Here is a 15167-nt window from a genome sequence, read left to right on the forward strand (position 1 = left end):
CGAGGAAGCCGCCCCATGCCCATTCAGCCAAGTCCTGTGCCTGACTTTCGTCGGGCAGTTGCTACCGAGTTTTTCAGTCGTCCAACCCTACGTAGTGTTCTGAGCCAGCAAATTCTCGAATTGCTGGTCCCCTGTCATGCCGCTTTGGCCGGCGCCAGGCTGCCCGATGCCGAACCGCTCATACTCAACATCCCTGCCCGCATTGCGTCCGGCCCGCAGACCTACGACGCGTGGACGCCCCGGCCATTGCTGGAGGTCATGCTTGAGGCATTTCACGCCCGCCAACCCCTGGCATCGCTGGGGGCTGACGGTGGGGATTTCCTGCTGGCAGTCCGGGAACCCTGGTTCCTGCGCGACCAGCAGGGCAACAAATTGCCGTCTGGGGCGATTTCGATCCGGCCCCAACTGGCTGCCTTGGATGACCTCCTGCTTATGCTTGCGGACAACTTCTGCCAAGCCCTGGTCGATTACTGGACGGCGTCAGGCAGTCAAGGCGTGAGCCGGGACCTGTGGCTGCAGCACCTGCTCAAAACGGCATTGCTGCAGAATTTGAGATTGCAAAGCCTGGACGACCAGCAACGTCAGTGTTTGCTCAGCTTGCTCAAGAATCACGGCGCCACTCCTTCTGTATTTATGGTCCAGGTGCAACTCGATAACGACGCTCAGTGGTTGCCTAACCTGCTGGTCAGGGGCGAGTGGGACGAGCGCGAGGTGTTTCTGTGGTGCGCCCCGTCCAGCCTGGTGAGGGCATTTGCATCGCTGGATGACTTCGCTGAAACGTTACGTGACGAGTTTGCCGAGCACCAGCGCTTCGAATCCATGGCATGGCACCGCTATGAGTTGGAAGGTGACGTGTTTGCCCAGCAAAGCAGCCTGTTGTTGGAGATCATGCTTGATGACATAGGGCGTTTGCGTTACGCGCAGTTGCCAGACTGTTCGCTGCTTGAGAGGGCTTTTTCTGCGCTGAGCGACCCCGCGCGCTGGTTCATTGAAGGTTACGGCCAAGCCAGCGAGGCACAGATTGCATTGCCGCCTGGCCTGCGAAATAGCAATGCTGCAAATAACTTTGTCTATCAACGGGGCGTGTTCGAACTGGCTTTGGCTCAGGCTCAGTCCGAAGGGGGTGGGGCGCTTGAGGATGTACTTGATCTGCGCAGCTACACCCGTCAGGCGCTGCGGGCGCGAATGCTTGCTGATTTCCCGGTCGAGGCCAACTATTTTCCGGATGACCTGGTTCTGCAACTGACCATCAATGCCGGCTGGCCCGGTGGTGCCGGCGTCGGGCCGGGCGATTCGGCGGTTGAGCACCGCAGCATGACGTTGACCGATTTCGCCATCGGTAACCTCTGGTCGCTGCAGAGCGCGCAGCTTACCGGCATAACGCACCGTGAAAACCAGTTGATCATGGACTGGATGAATGTCGACTACGTCAAGTCGCTGGTGCAGCGTGTCGACATCGGCAAGCACTACCCCACCTACGTCGCGCAGAAGCTGGACGACCCCGCTACACAGACCGAGCGGATCAAACGCTTTGGCCGTGAATGGCGGTGTTCACTACTGTTCAGCGCGCTCTATGCCCGCTTGCAGGGCGGGCTGAGCGACGCAGGCTTGCAGTGTGTGACCGATTTTTGCCACGGCTACCTTGACCCGCAATTGCCAGCGCTGATGCTGATGCCTCTGGCCTTCAGGCGTGAAGCGAGCGCGATCGAGCAGGATGAGGTCCGTGGCATGTATGTTCTGTTCGCTGCTGAGCCTGCAAAGGTTTTGCTGTATCGGCCTCTGTACAACGCAACGCCGCTGCTCGAGTTTGCCAGCCTGGACCTGATGATGGCTGCAATCCGCAAGCCCGGGCCATTGCAGGACAGCGTCCTTGAGTGGATGTCGCCCGCCTCGCGTGCCGCCTACGCATATGGCGGCTTTTACGAGCCGCATTGGCCAGGGCCTATCCTGGCAAGCGATTTGCTGCCTGAGCGAGGGCGCCCACCAACTTTCGCAGCGCAGTTCTGGCGCAATGATGTGGATGTGAGGCTGTATAAGGCCAATCGCAACCTGCTGGTGGAACTGGCTGACCGCGAATCGGTTTCCAATGCCGAGAGTCGCTGGGCGGTTCTCGTTCAGGGGGCTTGGCTGTTGTTCGACGTTGTAACGTTGCTGCTGCGTGGGCCTGTGGCCGTCGTTGCCTGGCTGGTACAGGCCATTTCCGGATTGCACGACGACCTTGTGGCCTTGCGCGATGGCAGTGCGTTCGAGCGCAGTGCAGCTGTGGTGGACCTGTTGCTCAACGCCTGCATGGCCTTGATGCATTTGCGTTTGCCGCGGTTGCACTTAAGCGAGCCTGTAAGGGACCTTCCCGCTCGGGGCGCAATGCCTGCGTGGCCTGGCGCACAAGCAATGGTTGTTCCCATACAAGGCAAGGTTGGTGTTCCAGGAGGGCTGGCGAAGCATGGCTCTACCCGGCTGGATTTTTCCTGGCGTGGCACACAGGGGTTCAATGTGCTCTCACCGCAGCAGCGCAAGGTGGTGTCCGGTATGCGCGTGGATGTATCGCTGGAAGGCCTGGAACCGCTTGCAGCGGGAGCGGAACGCGGGTTGTACCGCGTTGGCGAGCACTATTACCTTACGCTAGGCGATGGTGTGTACCAGGCCACCTTTGAGGAGCAAGGTTTGCGTATGGTGGGGGCCGACGGCGGCCTGGGGCCCTGGTTGGCGTTCGAGCACGGACAATGGCGTGTCGATCGTGGCTTGCGCTTGCAAGGCGGCATGCCACGCAGTCGCCTTGAAGCCTTGAAAGAGGAAAATCGCAAGAAAATCGAGCAACTCAAGAGCGAAGAAACAGTACTGGCCCGCCAGCACAATGCGCTGGCAGATACGCTGAACAGGCACCGCGACCTGCTCGGTGAAAAGGACAAGCGCATCGCAGTGCTCGAGGCGCTTGCCGAGCCGGACGACTTGGCCCTTCGCGAACTGGAACTGACCCAACGCCTGCGCAAGCAGATCAACTTGAAGATTGTCTATGAGGTCAAGAGCCTGATCGGGAACTCACTCGAGCATGAGCGAGTGGTCGCCAGCCTCTTCAGCATGCGCCATGACAACAATGCCTACAGCAATGCTGTCAGGGAGCAGCGCAGCAGGATCCGCCACAGCCTGATCGAGAATATTTCGACGTTCTATAACGAACTGGCTTCCATCATCAATGATGAGGATGTGCAAAGCCTGGCCGACCAGGTCGTCATACACCCTGAGCAGGCAGAGGAGATCAGCCAGTACGAGCACTTTCGCAGCGTACTGGAAGAGGTCATCAAGTGGGAGTCGGACCTTGTGGACATGTCCCGACTGCTCGACACCCTGCTCGACGAAACGCTCAAGGACGACAGTTACGTTTTCAGAAACGATGAAACCCACCAACGCATCAACAAGGAAGCCGAGCTCAAAGGTACTATTGAGGCGCGTCGGGTATCGGCCATCGATCTGGACTTTCGCCTGCTCCAGGACTTGGCGGAGGTCAGCCTGGACCGGCTGGCCGATGTGGAGGAACGGGTGTTGTCGCAATACCTCGAGTACCTGGCCGGCGACAGCCTGAAAAGTGCAGGCAACGCGCACGGCGATCTGGCTGGCAGTAACCTGGCGCTGGCCGAGCAGATCGAGGTCTTGAGCGGCATCCTGGAAGGTTATGAAGAAGCCGCAGCGATGGCCGATTACCTGGGCAGTGTGGGCGGCGCCGCGATCAGGCAGGAACCGTTGCAGCAGTACAAGAGAACGCTGCGCGGTTTGCAGCGTGCCGCCCAGAACGAGCTGGCCCAAGCGGTACGCGAGCAGGAACTGTCCGAGCCTGCCGCGCCGCGTCCGGTGTTCTACACCCCGCGCGGCGGGCGGCGCAAGCTGGTCCGCACCCATCGCGGGCGCAAGGTGCTGGGCGAGGAAGTCGAGCTGGATGGGGTGGCGGTCGTCCAGCAGCGCGACGAACGTACCCGGCATGTGCTGAAAACCTTCCGTCAGCAAGGTGATGAATGGGTCGAGGATGCGCCACAGCCCGATGAAGCGAAGCCGCCATTCTCGCCGCAGATCCCACGCTTGGCACGCAAGCGGGCTCAGGCACTGCTTGACGAGGTCGATCGGATCAACAAACTGGCCAGAAGCTTTTTCCAGGCTGAGCAACCCAATGGTTTGGCCACGGTCGTCGATGGGCACCTGGAAAAACTGCGGATTGCTCACAGTACTTTGCCCCGCATGACCCCTGACGATGCTTTGTTCGAGCAGCTGGGGGCGGCCATTGAACGCTTGCAGGCCACCCGTCGCGATCTGCTGACCGGTATCTACCTGTCAACCGACCATCCGGATGCCAGTAGCCTGCGCTTTCTGCTCGACAACCACCAAGTGACGATACACCGCGCAGGGCCACGCAAGCTGCTGGCAGCGGGCGATTACCTGGATGTCTACGAAATCAGGCGTATGCCGCGGGCCGGGCAGGCTCAAGGCGACGGGCTGTGGGAGGCGCACTTCCACTACCTGGACATGGATACGACGGCGCGGCAATTCAGCAAGGGCCATCTGAAGCTGTGGGCGCAGCGCAAATTGGGGCGCCTGGCGCAGCTGCGGGCAGCGACCAGCGGTGAAGCCCTGGTGGCGATCTACCGGGGTAATTTACGCCTGAACCAGGTGGAGGGCCTGATCCCTTTCGACTGAAATGCCTCAGCGGTTGCTGTAGCGGCCGTGCTTGCCGTGTGCGGGCATTGCCTGATTACCGCGCTCGGCGATCATCTGTGAGAGCGTGATCAGTTCGATGCCCTGGCTCTTGAGCCGGGGCATTTGCTGTTCCAGTACTTGCAGGGTCTGCGGATAAGGATGCCCGATCAGCACAGCCGAGCCTTGCCTGTGTGCCAGTGCCACGCCTTGCTGCAGCTGTGTGGTGATGGCCTCTGTGGTGCGTACGTCGTCCAGAAACACGTCGCGCGACACATGCCCAAGGGCCTGTGCCTGTGCCTCGGCGGCGGCGACGGTGGCAGCACTGGTACGGCTGTCTACGAAAAACAGATGCCGCCGCTGGAGTTCCCCCATCAGCCAGGTCATGGCGCCACGCTGGGCGGTCATGCGGCTGCCCATGTGGTTGTTGATGCCGGCGGCGTAGGGCACTTTGGCCAAGGCCGCGTCCAGTCGCCTGGCGAGCTCCGGCAAGGCGATGTCCGGGTGCCAGGCATAGGGCCCGGTGGCGGGGTCCATGGGCATATGCAGGATTACCGTCTTGCCCGCCTTGTGCGCCTGGCGGGCGAACTCGCTGGCGTGGGGGGTATCCGGCATGATCGCCATCGTCACAGGGCCAGGCAGCGCAAGCGTTCTGCTGTCGCGCTCGGTGCTCTGGCCCAGGTCGTCGATGATGATGCTCATGTAGGCCTTGTTGGCCGGCGCTGCATGGGCGAACGCGGCCGACAGGCATAACAGCACGGGCAGCAGATACCGCAACGGATGAATCATTTGCCTGAGGTGATGTTCAGCCCCTTGAGCAGGCTGAGCGCCTGGCTCAGCTGGAAGTCATCGTCCTGCGGACGCTCCTTGCGCTTGCTGCTGCCGGTCGGGCGGTCAGCGCCACCGTTGCCGTTGCCCAGGTGGCCTTGCAGGTCGGCTTCCTTGAAGTTCTCGGTATCGACCTCTGCTGTGAGTTTGGCCGGGCGCACCTCGATGTCCGGCACGATGCCCTGGGCCTGGATCGAGCGGCCATTGGGGGTGAAGTACAGTGCGGTCGTGAGCTTCAGGGCACGGTCGTTGGCCAGTGGCAGCACGGTCTGCACCGAACCTTTGCCGAAGCTGTCGGTGCCCATCAGTACGGCGCGTTTCTGGTCTTGCAGGGCGCCGGCGACGATTTCCGAGGCCGAGGCGCTGCCGCCGTTGATCAGCACGACCAGTGGCACGGCTTCGCTGGCGTCGGCCGGGTCGGCGGAGAAGCGCAGTTCGGAGTTGGCGATACGCCCCTTGGTGTACACGATCAGGCCCTTGGTCAGGAAGTGGTCGGCCACTTCCACCGCTGACTGCAGCACGCCACCGGGGTTGTTGCGCAGGTCCAGAACAACGCCGCGCAGTTTCTTGCCGTTGTCTTTGCGCATCTTGGCCAATGCCTTGCCCACTTCGTCGCCGGTCTTGACCTGGAACTGGGTGATGCGGATGTAGCCGTAGTCGTTTTCCAGCAACTGGCTCTTCACGCTCTTGACCTGGATCACCGCGCGGACCAGGTTCACGTCGAACGGGGTGCCGCCGTCACGTACCAGGGTCAGGGTGATCTTCTCGCCGACCTTGCCGCGCATCTTGTCCACGGCTTCGGTCATGCTCTGGCCGCGGGTGGGCGCACCGTTGATCTTGACGATCAGGTCGCCTGCCTGCACGCCGGCGCGCGAAGCGGGGGTGTCATCGATGGGCGAGACCACCTTGATGAAGCCGTCTTCCTGGCCGACTTCGATACCCAGGCCACCGAACTCGCCACTGGTGCTTTCCTGCAGTTCCTGGAAGTCCTCGGGGCCAAGGTAGGCCGAATGCGGGTCGAGGTTGCTGAGCATGCCTTTGATGGCATTCTCCAGCAGCGTCTTGTCGTCTACCGGCTCGACATAGGCCGCCTTGATGCGGTCCATGACCTCGGCGAAGGTGCGCAGCTCTTCCAGTGGCAGCGGCGCCCTGGCGGTCACCTCGGTGGCTGGCACCGCGGCGGGCTTGGCGGGCGCCGGCTCGGCAGCGATGGCCAAAGGCATACCAGTCGCCAGGGCGATGGTCAGGGCCAGCTGGGTGAGACGAGGCGAGTGCAGCATGTCGAACGAACTCCTGATCCTGTAGGCGCTCCCTGGGGAGCATCGGCCCAGCGTGGGGCGCCGGGCCGTAAAAAAGTGACTAGGCTTTAACCTTAACCTTTGCACCACTGCGAAGGGTCGGTTGGCCTGCCCTGCTGGCGGATGGCGAAGTACAAGCCGGCGGCATCCTGGCCGCCGCTGTCGCCAACGGTGGAAATGGCCTCGCCGGCCTTGACGATGTCCCCGGCGCTCTTGAGCAGGCTCTGGTTGTGGCCGTACAGGCTCAGGTAACCATTACCATGGTCGAGAATGACCAGAAGTCCAGCACCGCGCAACCAGTCGGCGAACACCACGCGCCCGCCGTGCACGGCACGCACCTGGGTGCCGGGGTTGGCGCTGATCATCACGCCGTCCCACTTGGCTCGGGCATCGCTGCCACGGGCTTCACCGAAACGTGCCAGCAATCGACCATTGACGGGCCAGGGAAGTTTGCCCCGTGCGGCAGAAAAAGCACCGCCGTAGGTTGAGCTGCTGCTGGAAACCAACGGGCCTAGGGTGGTGCGCGCCTTTTTTGGCGGTTCGCTGTCTTGCTGTGCGGCCAGCGCTTCCTGCTGTCGGCGCTTTTGGGCCTCTTGCTCGGCCAGCAGGGCCTTCTTGCGCGCTTCTTCGGCCTCACGGGCCTGACGGGCCAGGGTTTCCTCAATGGTCTTGAGCACCTTGGCAAGGTCGGCCTGGTCTTGTTCACGGGCCTGCAGCTTCTTGTCGCGGTCTTTCATGTCACTGTTGAGCTTGGCCAGCACCTGCTGACGTTTGCCACGTTCGGCTTCCAGGGCCTGGCGGCGGCTGTCGAGATCGGCGCGCTGGGCCAGCAACTGTTCTTGCTGGCGGGAAATGTCCTGTTCGACATTGGCCAGCTGGCGCAAGGTCTCGTTGAAGGCACGCAGCTGCTCCATACGCGCCTTGCTCAGGTAGTCGTAGTAGCTGAGGGTGCGGGCGAACTTTTCTGGGTTCTGCTGGTTGAGCAGCAGCTTGAGGTATTCCTCACGGCCATTGTTCTGGTAGGCGGACCGCGCCTGAATGGCGATCAGTCGCTGTTGTTCAATGCGCGAGCTCTGGAGTTTTTTTTTCTCGGTATCAAGGCGCTCCAGCTCGCCCTCGGTCTTTTTTAGTTCTTGCTGCAGAGCCTCCACCTGCTTTTCGAGGTTGCCGATGTCGGTCTCGGTGGCTTTGAGGTCTTTCTGCACGCCGGATTTTTCTTCCTGGAGCTTGCCCAGCGTTTTCTTGAGCTCGGCGATGTCCTGGCGGGTGGCGTCCAGTTGTTGCTGGGTCTGTGCGCGCTCGTCGGCGAAGGCCGGGCTGAGCAGGCAAGACAGGGCTAGGAGAATCAGGGCGCGAAGCATGAGGTTGGGCGTACCAAGGATGGAGACTGGCCTAGTATGCCCGCCCGGGGCTGCAAAAAAAACGCCTCACGGCGTCAGCGGCAAGCTTCAAGCTACAAGCGGCAAGCAAAAGCAGGCGCCAGGCCAGGTTTCGCTTGCCGCTTGCCGCTTAATCCTCGAGCAGAATCGAGGTACCGGTCATTTCCGCAGGTTTTTCCAGCCCAAGCAGCTTGAGCATGGTCGGCGCCACGTCGGCCAGCACGCCGCCCTCGCGAACCTTGACCTGGCGCTTGCCGACATAGATGAACGGTACCGGCTCGGTGGTGTGGGCCGTATGCGCCTGGCCGGTGCATTCGTCTTCCATCTGCTCGACGTTGCCGTGGTCTGCGGTGATCAACGCTTCGCCGCCCACCTTGTCCAGTGCCTCGACGATGCGACCGACACAGCCGTCCAGGGCTTCGACGGCCTTGACTGCGGCATCGAACACGCCGGTATGGCCGACCATGTCACCGTTGGCGTAATTGACCACGATCACGTCGTAGCGCTGCTGCTCGATGGCCTCGACGATGCGGTCGGTGACCTCTGGGGCGCTCATTTCCGGCTGCAGGTCGTAGGTGGCGACTTTCGGCGACGGGATCAGGATGCGCTCTTCGCCTTCGAACGGTTCTTCGCGCCCCCCGGAGAAGAAGAAGGTGACGTGTGCGTATTTCTCGGTCTCGGCGATGCGCAGCTGGGTCTTGCCGTTTTTGGCCAGGTATTCACCCAGCACGTTGTTCAGGCTGGCCGGGGCAAACGCCGCCGGGGCCGGGATTTTCGCCGAGTACTGGGTCAGGCCGATGTACGCAGCCAGTTTCGGCAGGCGTGCCCGTGGGAACTCGTTGAAATCGGCTTCGACGAACACGCGTGACAGCTCACGTGCGCGGTCGGCACGGAAGTTCATGAAGATCACGGCATCGCCATCTTCGACCTTTACCGCTTCGCCAATACGTGTGGCCTTGACGAATTCGTCGCTCTCATCGCGCGCATAGGCCGCTTCGAGTCCAGCAATGGCGCTGTCTGCCGTGTGTTCGGCAACGCTGTCGACGATCAGGTTGTAGGCGGCGCTGACGCGGTCCCAGCGGTTGTCGCGGTCCATCGCGTAGTAACGGCCGATCAGGCTGGCGATTCGGCCTTTGCCAAGCTTGGCAAAGGCCGAATCGAGCAGCTCGATGGACGATTGCGCGCTGCGCGGCGGGGTGTCACGACCGTCGAGGAACGCATGCAGGTAGATCTTCTCGGCGCCACGCTGCGCGGCCAGTTCGGCCATGGCAATCAGGTGGTCCTGGTGGCTGTGTACGCCGCCGTCGGAGAGCAGGCCGAGGATATGCACGGCCTTGCCGGCACCTGCAGCCTGGTCCACCGCGCCTGTCAGCACCGGGTTCTTGAAGAACTCGCCGTCGCGAATGGCCTTGGTGACGCGGGTGAAGTCCTGGTAGACGACACGGCCGGCGCCCAGGTTCATGTGACCGACTTCGGAGTTGCCCATCTGCCCGTCCGGCAGGCCGACGTCCATCCCTGAACCGGAAATCAGGCCATGCGGCGCGGTGGCACGCAGGCGGTCATAGACCGGAGTGTTGGCGGCATAGATGGCGTTGTATTCGGGGCTTTCGCTGTGGCCGAAGCCATCCAGGATGATCAGGACCAGGGGTTTGGGCGTACTCGTCATCAATCAAACTCACGGTTGTTCAAAGATGATAAAGACACGCATTTTAGGGCAAATGCGCCACCTGCGGCGAATATTCGTCCTGTTCCCTGACCAGCGCGGCGCCCGCGAGAACGGGAAGGTAGTTTTCCCACCGGCCTGTCGGACTTTGGTGGTCATTGGGGGCTGTGTATACTGGCCGGCATTTTCAATCGCCTGGAACACCGCTGATGGTTGCTCACCTGATTCAATTCGCGACAGATCACTACATCCTGGTTGCGATCTTCGTTGTTCTGCTGGTCCTGCTGCTGCTCAATGAAATCCGCCGTGGCGGCCAGAGCCTGAGCAATGGCCAACTGACCGCCCTGGTCAATGCCGAGAAGGGCCTTGTCATCGATATCCGCCCTGCCAAGGAATACTCCGCCGGCCACATCGTTGGTGCGGTGAACATCCCGCAGGACAAGGTCGCCACCCGCATGACCGAACTGGACAAGCACAAAGAGAAGACCCTGATCGTCGTCGACGCAATGGGCCAGCAGTCCGGCACCATCTGCCGCGAACTGCTCAAGGCTGGTTATACCGCCGCCAAGCTGAGCGGTGGCGTTTCCAGCTGGAAAGCCGATAACCTGCCCCTGGTGAAGTGATATGAACGACGTCATCGTCTACTCCAGCGACTACTGCCCTTACTGCATGCGTGCCAAGTACCTGCTCGAGAGCAAGGGCGTGGCCTTCGAGGAAATCAAGGTCGACGGCAAGCCGCAGGTACGCGCCGAGATGAGCCAGAAGGCCGGCCGGACTTCGGTGCCGCAGATCTGGATCGGCAGTACCCATGTCGGTGGCTGCGATGACCTCTACGCCCTGGAGCGCGCCGGCAAGCTCGACGCGCTGCTCAAGGCCTGATTTGCACTGCATTCAAAAACATTAGGATAAGGATCTGCCATGACTGATCAACAGACCAACGGCGCAGCAGCCGAAGACAACAGCCCTCAGTTCTCCATGCAGCGTATCTACGTGCGCGACCTGTCGTTCGAGGCCCCGAAAAGCCCGCAGATCTTCCGTCAGACCTGGGAGCCGAGCGTTGCCCTGGACCTGAACACCAAGCAGAAGGCCCTGGAAGGCGACTTCCACGAGGTGGTGCTGACCCTGTCGGTGACCGTCAAGAATGGTGACGAAGTTGCGTTCATCGCTGAAGTTCAGCAGGCCGGTATCTTCCTGATCAAGAACCTCGACGCCTCTTCCATGAGCCACACCCTCGGCGCGTTCTGCCCGAACATCCTGTTCCCGTACGCCCGCGAGACCCTGGATAGCCTGGTGACCCGTGGTTCGTTCCCGGCCCTGATGCTGTCGCCGGTCAACTTCGACGCCCTGTACGCGCAAGAGATGCAGCGCATGCAGGAAGCGGGCGAAGCACCGACCGTGCAGTAATTTTGCCCGGTAGCAAAGAGGCGACCTTCGAGGTCGCCTTTTTATTACCCGGCTGCCTGCTTCGGGCTTGTCAGCTCCCGGCAAACCCCTGCTGCCGCCACGCCTCATACACCGTCACCGCCACGGTGTTGGACAGGTTCAGGCTGCGGCACCCCGGCCGCATCGGCAGGCGCAGGCGTTGCTCGGCCGGCAGGCTGTCCAGCACCTCGGCCGGCAGGCCACGGCTTTCCGGCCCGAACAGGAAGGCGTCGCCCGGTTGGTAGGCAACCTCATGAAACGGGTGCGAACCCTTTGTGGTAAAGGCGAACAAGCGTGGGTTGCCCAGGCTCTCCAGGCATCCAGCCAGGCTTTCGTGGCGCTTGAGCGTGGCATACTCGTGGTAATCCAGCCCTGCACGGCGCAGCCGCTTGTCGTCGAGCTCGAAGCTGATCGGTTCGATCAGGTGCAGCGCGCAGCCGCTGTTGGCGCAGAGGCGAATGATATTGCCGGTATTGGGCGGAATTTCAGGTTGAAAGAGGATGACGTGAAACATGCACGGCTCCAAGCGTGAAGATGGCGAGCATTCTACCCCCGAACCTGATGTGCGTTCGAAGGGCTTGCCGAAGGTTTTGCTCTCGTTGGCGATCGTCGGCTTGATGGTCGGTTTGATGATCGGCCGTCTGACTGCACCCGAAGCGCTCGTGCTTGAGCGGGTGGAGGTGGTGCAGGACGGGCTGGACCTGTGGTTCAACGATGAACCGAAGCTGCATGGCGAGAATGTCCAGGGTACGGTCGCGTTGCTGTTCCAGGCCGAAGGCAAAGCCCAGCGTGGGCAACTGACCCTGCAGGGCAAGCCGGTGAGCTGGCGTTTGCAGAAAAGTGAGGAAGGGTTGCTGCTGAGCGTGATTGCCGCGCGCCCTCTGCGTGGCGAATGGGCCGGTGCAGAGGACGCGGGGCGCTGGCGGGTGCAGGTGAGGCTGCACGAATAAAAGAGGGGATGTCCCGGCCTGCCTGTACCAGGGTCCCCAAAGCTTGCGCTACTGCGTGTAAAAGAGGGGATTCCCGGCCTGCCTGTACCGAGGTCCCCAAAGCTTGTGCAACTGCGTATAAAAGAGGGGTTCACCCGGCCTGCCTGTACCGAGGCCCCCGAAACTGGAGATACATTACCTATTGCAGGTGGCGTGCCAGTTTTGAAAAGCCTGGAAACATTGGGTTTCAGGGCGATCTGGCCGGTTTTTGAGGGGATTTGTGCCTTGGCGCGGTGCAGCTGGCACAGCTTCGGTGCATGGGCCGGAAATGGTTGGGGCCGCAAAGCGGCCCCAACGGTGTTACTGATTCAGCAGGAAGTCAGTGATCATCGCCCTCATCGTCATCCCCGCCATCCACGTTCATCCCCAGTTCCTTGATCTTGCGGGTCAGGGTATTGCGCCCCCACCCCAGCAGCACCGCTGCATCCCGGCGGCGCCCGGCAGTATGCTTGAGCGCCGTCTCGATCATGATCCGTTCAAAGCTGGGCACGGCGCTGTCCAGCAGGTTGGATTGCCCGCGTGCCAAGGCTTGGTCGGCCCATTGGCGCAGCGCCTGCTCCCAGTTGGTCACCGGTGCAGCGTCCTGCGGCAGGTTGAGCAATTCGGGCGGCAGATCGCCGACCAGCACTTCGCGGCTGGACGCCATGACGGTGATCCAGCGGCAGGTGTTTTCCAGCTGGCGGACGTTGCCAGGCCAAGGCAGGTTGCGGATGAATTCTTCGGTTTCCGGCTTGAGCAGCTTCGGTTCGACGGCCAGCTCCTGAGCGGCGCGGCCAAGGAAGTGGCGTGCCAGCGCGGGGATGTCCTCGCGGCGGTCGGCCAGGCGCGGGATATGAATACGGATCACGTTCAGGCGATGGAACAAGTCTTCACGGAACTTGCCAGCCTGTACCAGTGACTCGAGGTTTTGATGGGTTGCAGCGATGATTCGCACATCGACCTTTACGGGCACATGGCCGCCCACACGATAGAACTCCCCATCGGCCAGCACACGCAGCAGGCGAGTCTGCGTATCGGCAGGCATGTCACCGATTTCGTCGAGGAACAAGGTGCCGCCGTCCGCTTGCTCGAAGCGGCCGCGTCGCAGGTTGGCCGCGCCGGTGAAGGCGCCTTTTTCGTGGCCGAACAGCTCCGACTCCATCAGGTCCTTGGGTATGGCGGCCATGTTCAGGGCAATGAACGGTGAGGCCGCCCGCGGGCTGTGGCGGTGCAGGGCGTGGGCTACCAGCTCCTTGCCGGTACCGGACTCGCCATTGATCAGCACGGTGATGTTGGAGTGGCTCAGCCGCCCAATGGCACGGAACACCTCCTGCATCGCCGGGGCTTCACCGATGATTTCCGGCGTACGGGCCAGGGCCTGGGGCACATCGAGGCCTTGCTGCTCCTGCGCATGCTGGTTGGCGCGCTTTACCAGCGAGACCGCCTCATCGACATCGAACGGTTTGGGCAGGTATTCGAAAGCGCCCCCCTGGTACGACGCCACTGCGCTGTCCAGGTCGGAATGGGCGGTCATGATGATGACCGGCAGGCGCGGGTGTTGGTCGCGAATCTGTGCCAGCAGGTCGAGGCCGCTGGCGCCGGGCATGCGAATGTCGGAAATGATCACGTCCGGCTGCTGCCGGGCCAAGCGGCCCATCACGCCATCGGCGCTGTCGAAGCTCTGGGTGGTCATGCCCTCCTGTTGCAGGGCTTTTTCCAGGACCCAGCGGATGGAGCGATCATCGTCGACGATCCATACGGTTTCACTTCGGCTCATGAGGCGGTGGCTCCTTGTTCCAGCGGCAGGAAGATCGAAAAGGCGGTGTGGCCGGCGTGGCTTTCACACTCGATCAGGCCTTGGTGCTGACTGATGATGTTCTGGGTAATGGCCAGGCCCAACCCGGTACCGTCCGGGCGGCCACTGACCATGGGATAGAAGAGGGTGTCTTGCAGTTCACTGGGGATGCCGGGGCCGTTGTCGATGATCTCGACGCGGGCCACCAGTCGGTGGCGCACATGGCCGATGGTGAACTGGCGCATCGCGCGGCTGCGCAGGGTGATGCGGCCCAGGCGCAACTCGTTCTGTGAGCTGATCGCCTGCATCGCGTTGCGCACGATATTCAGTACCGCCTGGATCATCTGTTCGCGGTCGATCAGCACGTCCGGTAGGCTCGGGTCATAATCACGCACCAAAGTGATGCATCCTTGGCTTTCTGCGTCGACCAGGCTGCAGACCCGTTCAAGGACTTCGTGAATGTTGGTCATGGCCAGCGATGGCAGCTTGTTCGAACCGAGCATGCGATCGACCAGGTTGCGCAGGCGATCGGCCTCTTCGATGATCACGTTGGTGTAGTCGCGCAGGCCATCTTCGGGCAACTCCCGGGCCAGCAGTTGCGCCGCGCCACGGATGCCCCCCAGTGGGTTCTTGATCTCGTGGGCGAGGCCGCGGACCAGCATCTTGGTGGTTTCCTGCTTGCTCAGCTGGGCTTCTTCCTTGGTGATGCGCAGCAGGCGGTCACGCGGGTGTACCTCCAGCAACAGCAGGGTGTTGCCCTGGTGCAGGATGGGCGTCACGGCATAGTCAACGGTGATGGTCTGGCCGGTCAGCGAGGTCAATTGGGCTTCGCGCTTGGTGAACGGGTGCGCCTGCTCGACCGCCTGGCGCAGGGAGTTGAGCGCCTCGGACGATTCGGTGAACAGTTCGCTGATGAACTGCCCGTGGCTGCGCTGCCCACTCACGGCCAGGAGCATTTCCGCAGCCGGGTTCATGTACTCCAGGCGCAGCTCGGCGTTGAGCAAGAGCGTGGCGGTGGTCAGGTTGTCCAGAAGCAGACGGTGCTGTGCATCGCTGATGGTCATAAGGCGTCGTTGACCTCTTTTGGCGCTTGCCGGGCATGGCGGTGAGCGTGGCCGGCGCACTATGGATCTG

12 protein-coding genes are annotated in these 15167 nt (G+C 61.9%); 5 read left to right on the forward strand and 7 right to left on the reverse strand.

The genetic code is table 11. The features are described from left to right. Positions 1-15: 15 nt before the first annotated feature. Positions 16-4683 (forward strand): DUF6543 domain-containing protein, encoded by a 4668-nt coding sequence (locus tag JOE27_RS18440; RefSeq protein ID WP_204919424.1) that lies wholly within the window; start codon positions 16-18, stop codon positions 4681-4683. 6 nt (positions 4684-4689) lie between these two features. Here JOE27_RS18440 and JOE27_RS18445 read toward each other — a convergent pair whose 3' ends face one another. The 4 genes from JOE27_RS18445 to gpmI all read right to left on the reverse strand — a co-directional run bounded on the left by JOE27_RS18445 (position 4690) and on the right by gpmI (position 9851). Then, positions 4690-5457 (reverse strand): divergent polysaccharide deacetylase family protein, encoded by a 768-nt coding sequence (locus JOE27_RS18445; RefSeq protein ID WP_115275464.1) that lies wholly within the window; start codon positions 5455-5457, stop codon positions 4690-4692. Positions 5458-5465: 8 nt separating this feature from the next. Then, complete coding sequence (locus tag JOE27_RS18450) at positions 5466-6788, reverse strand: S41 family peptidase (RefSeq protein ID WP_046784985.1); 1323 nt, start codon at positions 6786-6788, stop codon at positions 5466-5468. Between the two features lie 92 nt (positions 6789-6880). Beyond that, the gene (locus JOE27_RS18455) at positions 6881-8167 is read right to left on the reverse strand and encodes a murein hydrolase activator EnvC (protein WP_125923654.1); all 1287 of its coding nucleotides are present in this window, start codon (positions 8165-8167) and stop codon (positions 6881-6883) included. Positions 8168-8315: 148 nt separating this feature from the next. Beyond that, entirely contained in the window at positions 8316-9851 is a 1536-nt protein-coding gene (gpmI, locus tag JOE27_RS18460) for a 2,3-bisphosphoglycerate-independent phosphoglycerate mutase (RefSeq protein ID WP_204919426.1), read from the reverse strand. Between the two features lie 206 nt (positions 9852-10057). Between gpmI and JOE27_RS18465 the strand changes: the two genes are divergently transcribed. From JOE27_RS18465 to secB, 3 genes are read left to right on the forward strand one after another with little or no spacing between them, the layout of a single operon-like run. Continuing rightward, on the forward strand, positions 10058-10471 hold the full coding sequence (locus tag JOE27_RS18465; protein WP_046784988.1) for a rhodanese-like domain-containing protein: 414 nt from the start codon (positions 10058-10060) through the stop codon (positions 10469-10471). A gap of 1 nt (position 10472) precedes the next feature. Next, positions 10473-10727 carry a glutaredoxin 3 gene (grxC, locus tag JOE27_RS18470; RefSeq protein ID WP_046784989.1) on the forward strand — a complete coding sequence of 85 codons (255 nt, stop codon included), beginning with the start codon at positions 10473-10475 and terminating at the stop codon, positions 10725-10727. 39 nt (positions 10728-10766) lie between these two features. Beyond that, positions 10767-11252 (forward strand): protein-export chaperone SecB, encoded by a 486-nt coding sequence (gene secB / locus JOE27_RS18475; protein WP_012312355.1) that lies wholly within the window; start codon positions 10767-10769, stop codon positions 11250-11252. A 70-nt stretch (positions 11253-11322) separates the two neighbouring features. On the opposite strand, the gene trmL is transcribed toward secB, so the two are convergent. Then, positions 11323-11784, reverse strand: coding sequence for a tRNA (uridine(34)/cytosine(34)/5-carboxymethylaminomethyluridine(34)-2'-O)-methyltransferase TrmL (gene trmL / locus JOE27_RS18480; protein WP_011531803.1), 462 nt, complete (start codon positions 11782-11784; stop codon positions 11323-11325). Between trmL and JOE27_RS18485 the strand changes: the two genes are divergently transcribed. After that, entirely contained in the window at positions 11783-12220 is a 438-nt protein-coding gene (locus tag JOE27_RS18485) for a hypothetical protein (protein ID WP_046784990.1), read from the forward strand. The two genes, trmL and JOE27_RS18485, sit on opposite strands and share 2 nt — an antisense overlap. 358 nt (positions 12221-12578) lie before the next feature. On the opposite strand, the gene ntrC is transcribed toward JOE27_RS18485, so the two are convergent. After that, positions 12579-14015, reverse strand: a complete 1437-nt coding sequence (gene ntrC / locus JOE27_RS18490) for a nitrogen regulation protein NR(I) (RefSeq protein WP_039603934.1) — start codon at positions 14013-14015, stop codon at positions 12579-12581. Continuing rightward, complete coding sequence (gene glnL, locus JOE27_RS18495) at positions 14012-15097, reverse strand: nitrogen regulation protein NR(II) (protein ID WP_046784991.1); 1086 nt, start codon at positions 15095-15097, stop codon at positions 14012-14014. Before glnL ends, ntrC begins: the two co-directional genes overlap by 4 nt. Positions 15098-15167: the final 70 nt, after the last annotated feature.

This window comes from Pseudomonas sp. M5, from assembly GCF_016907075.1.
Lineage (GTDB): Bacteria > Pseudomonadota > Gammaproteobacteria > Pseudomonadales > Pseudomonadaceae > Aquipseudomonas > Aquipseudomonas putida_E.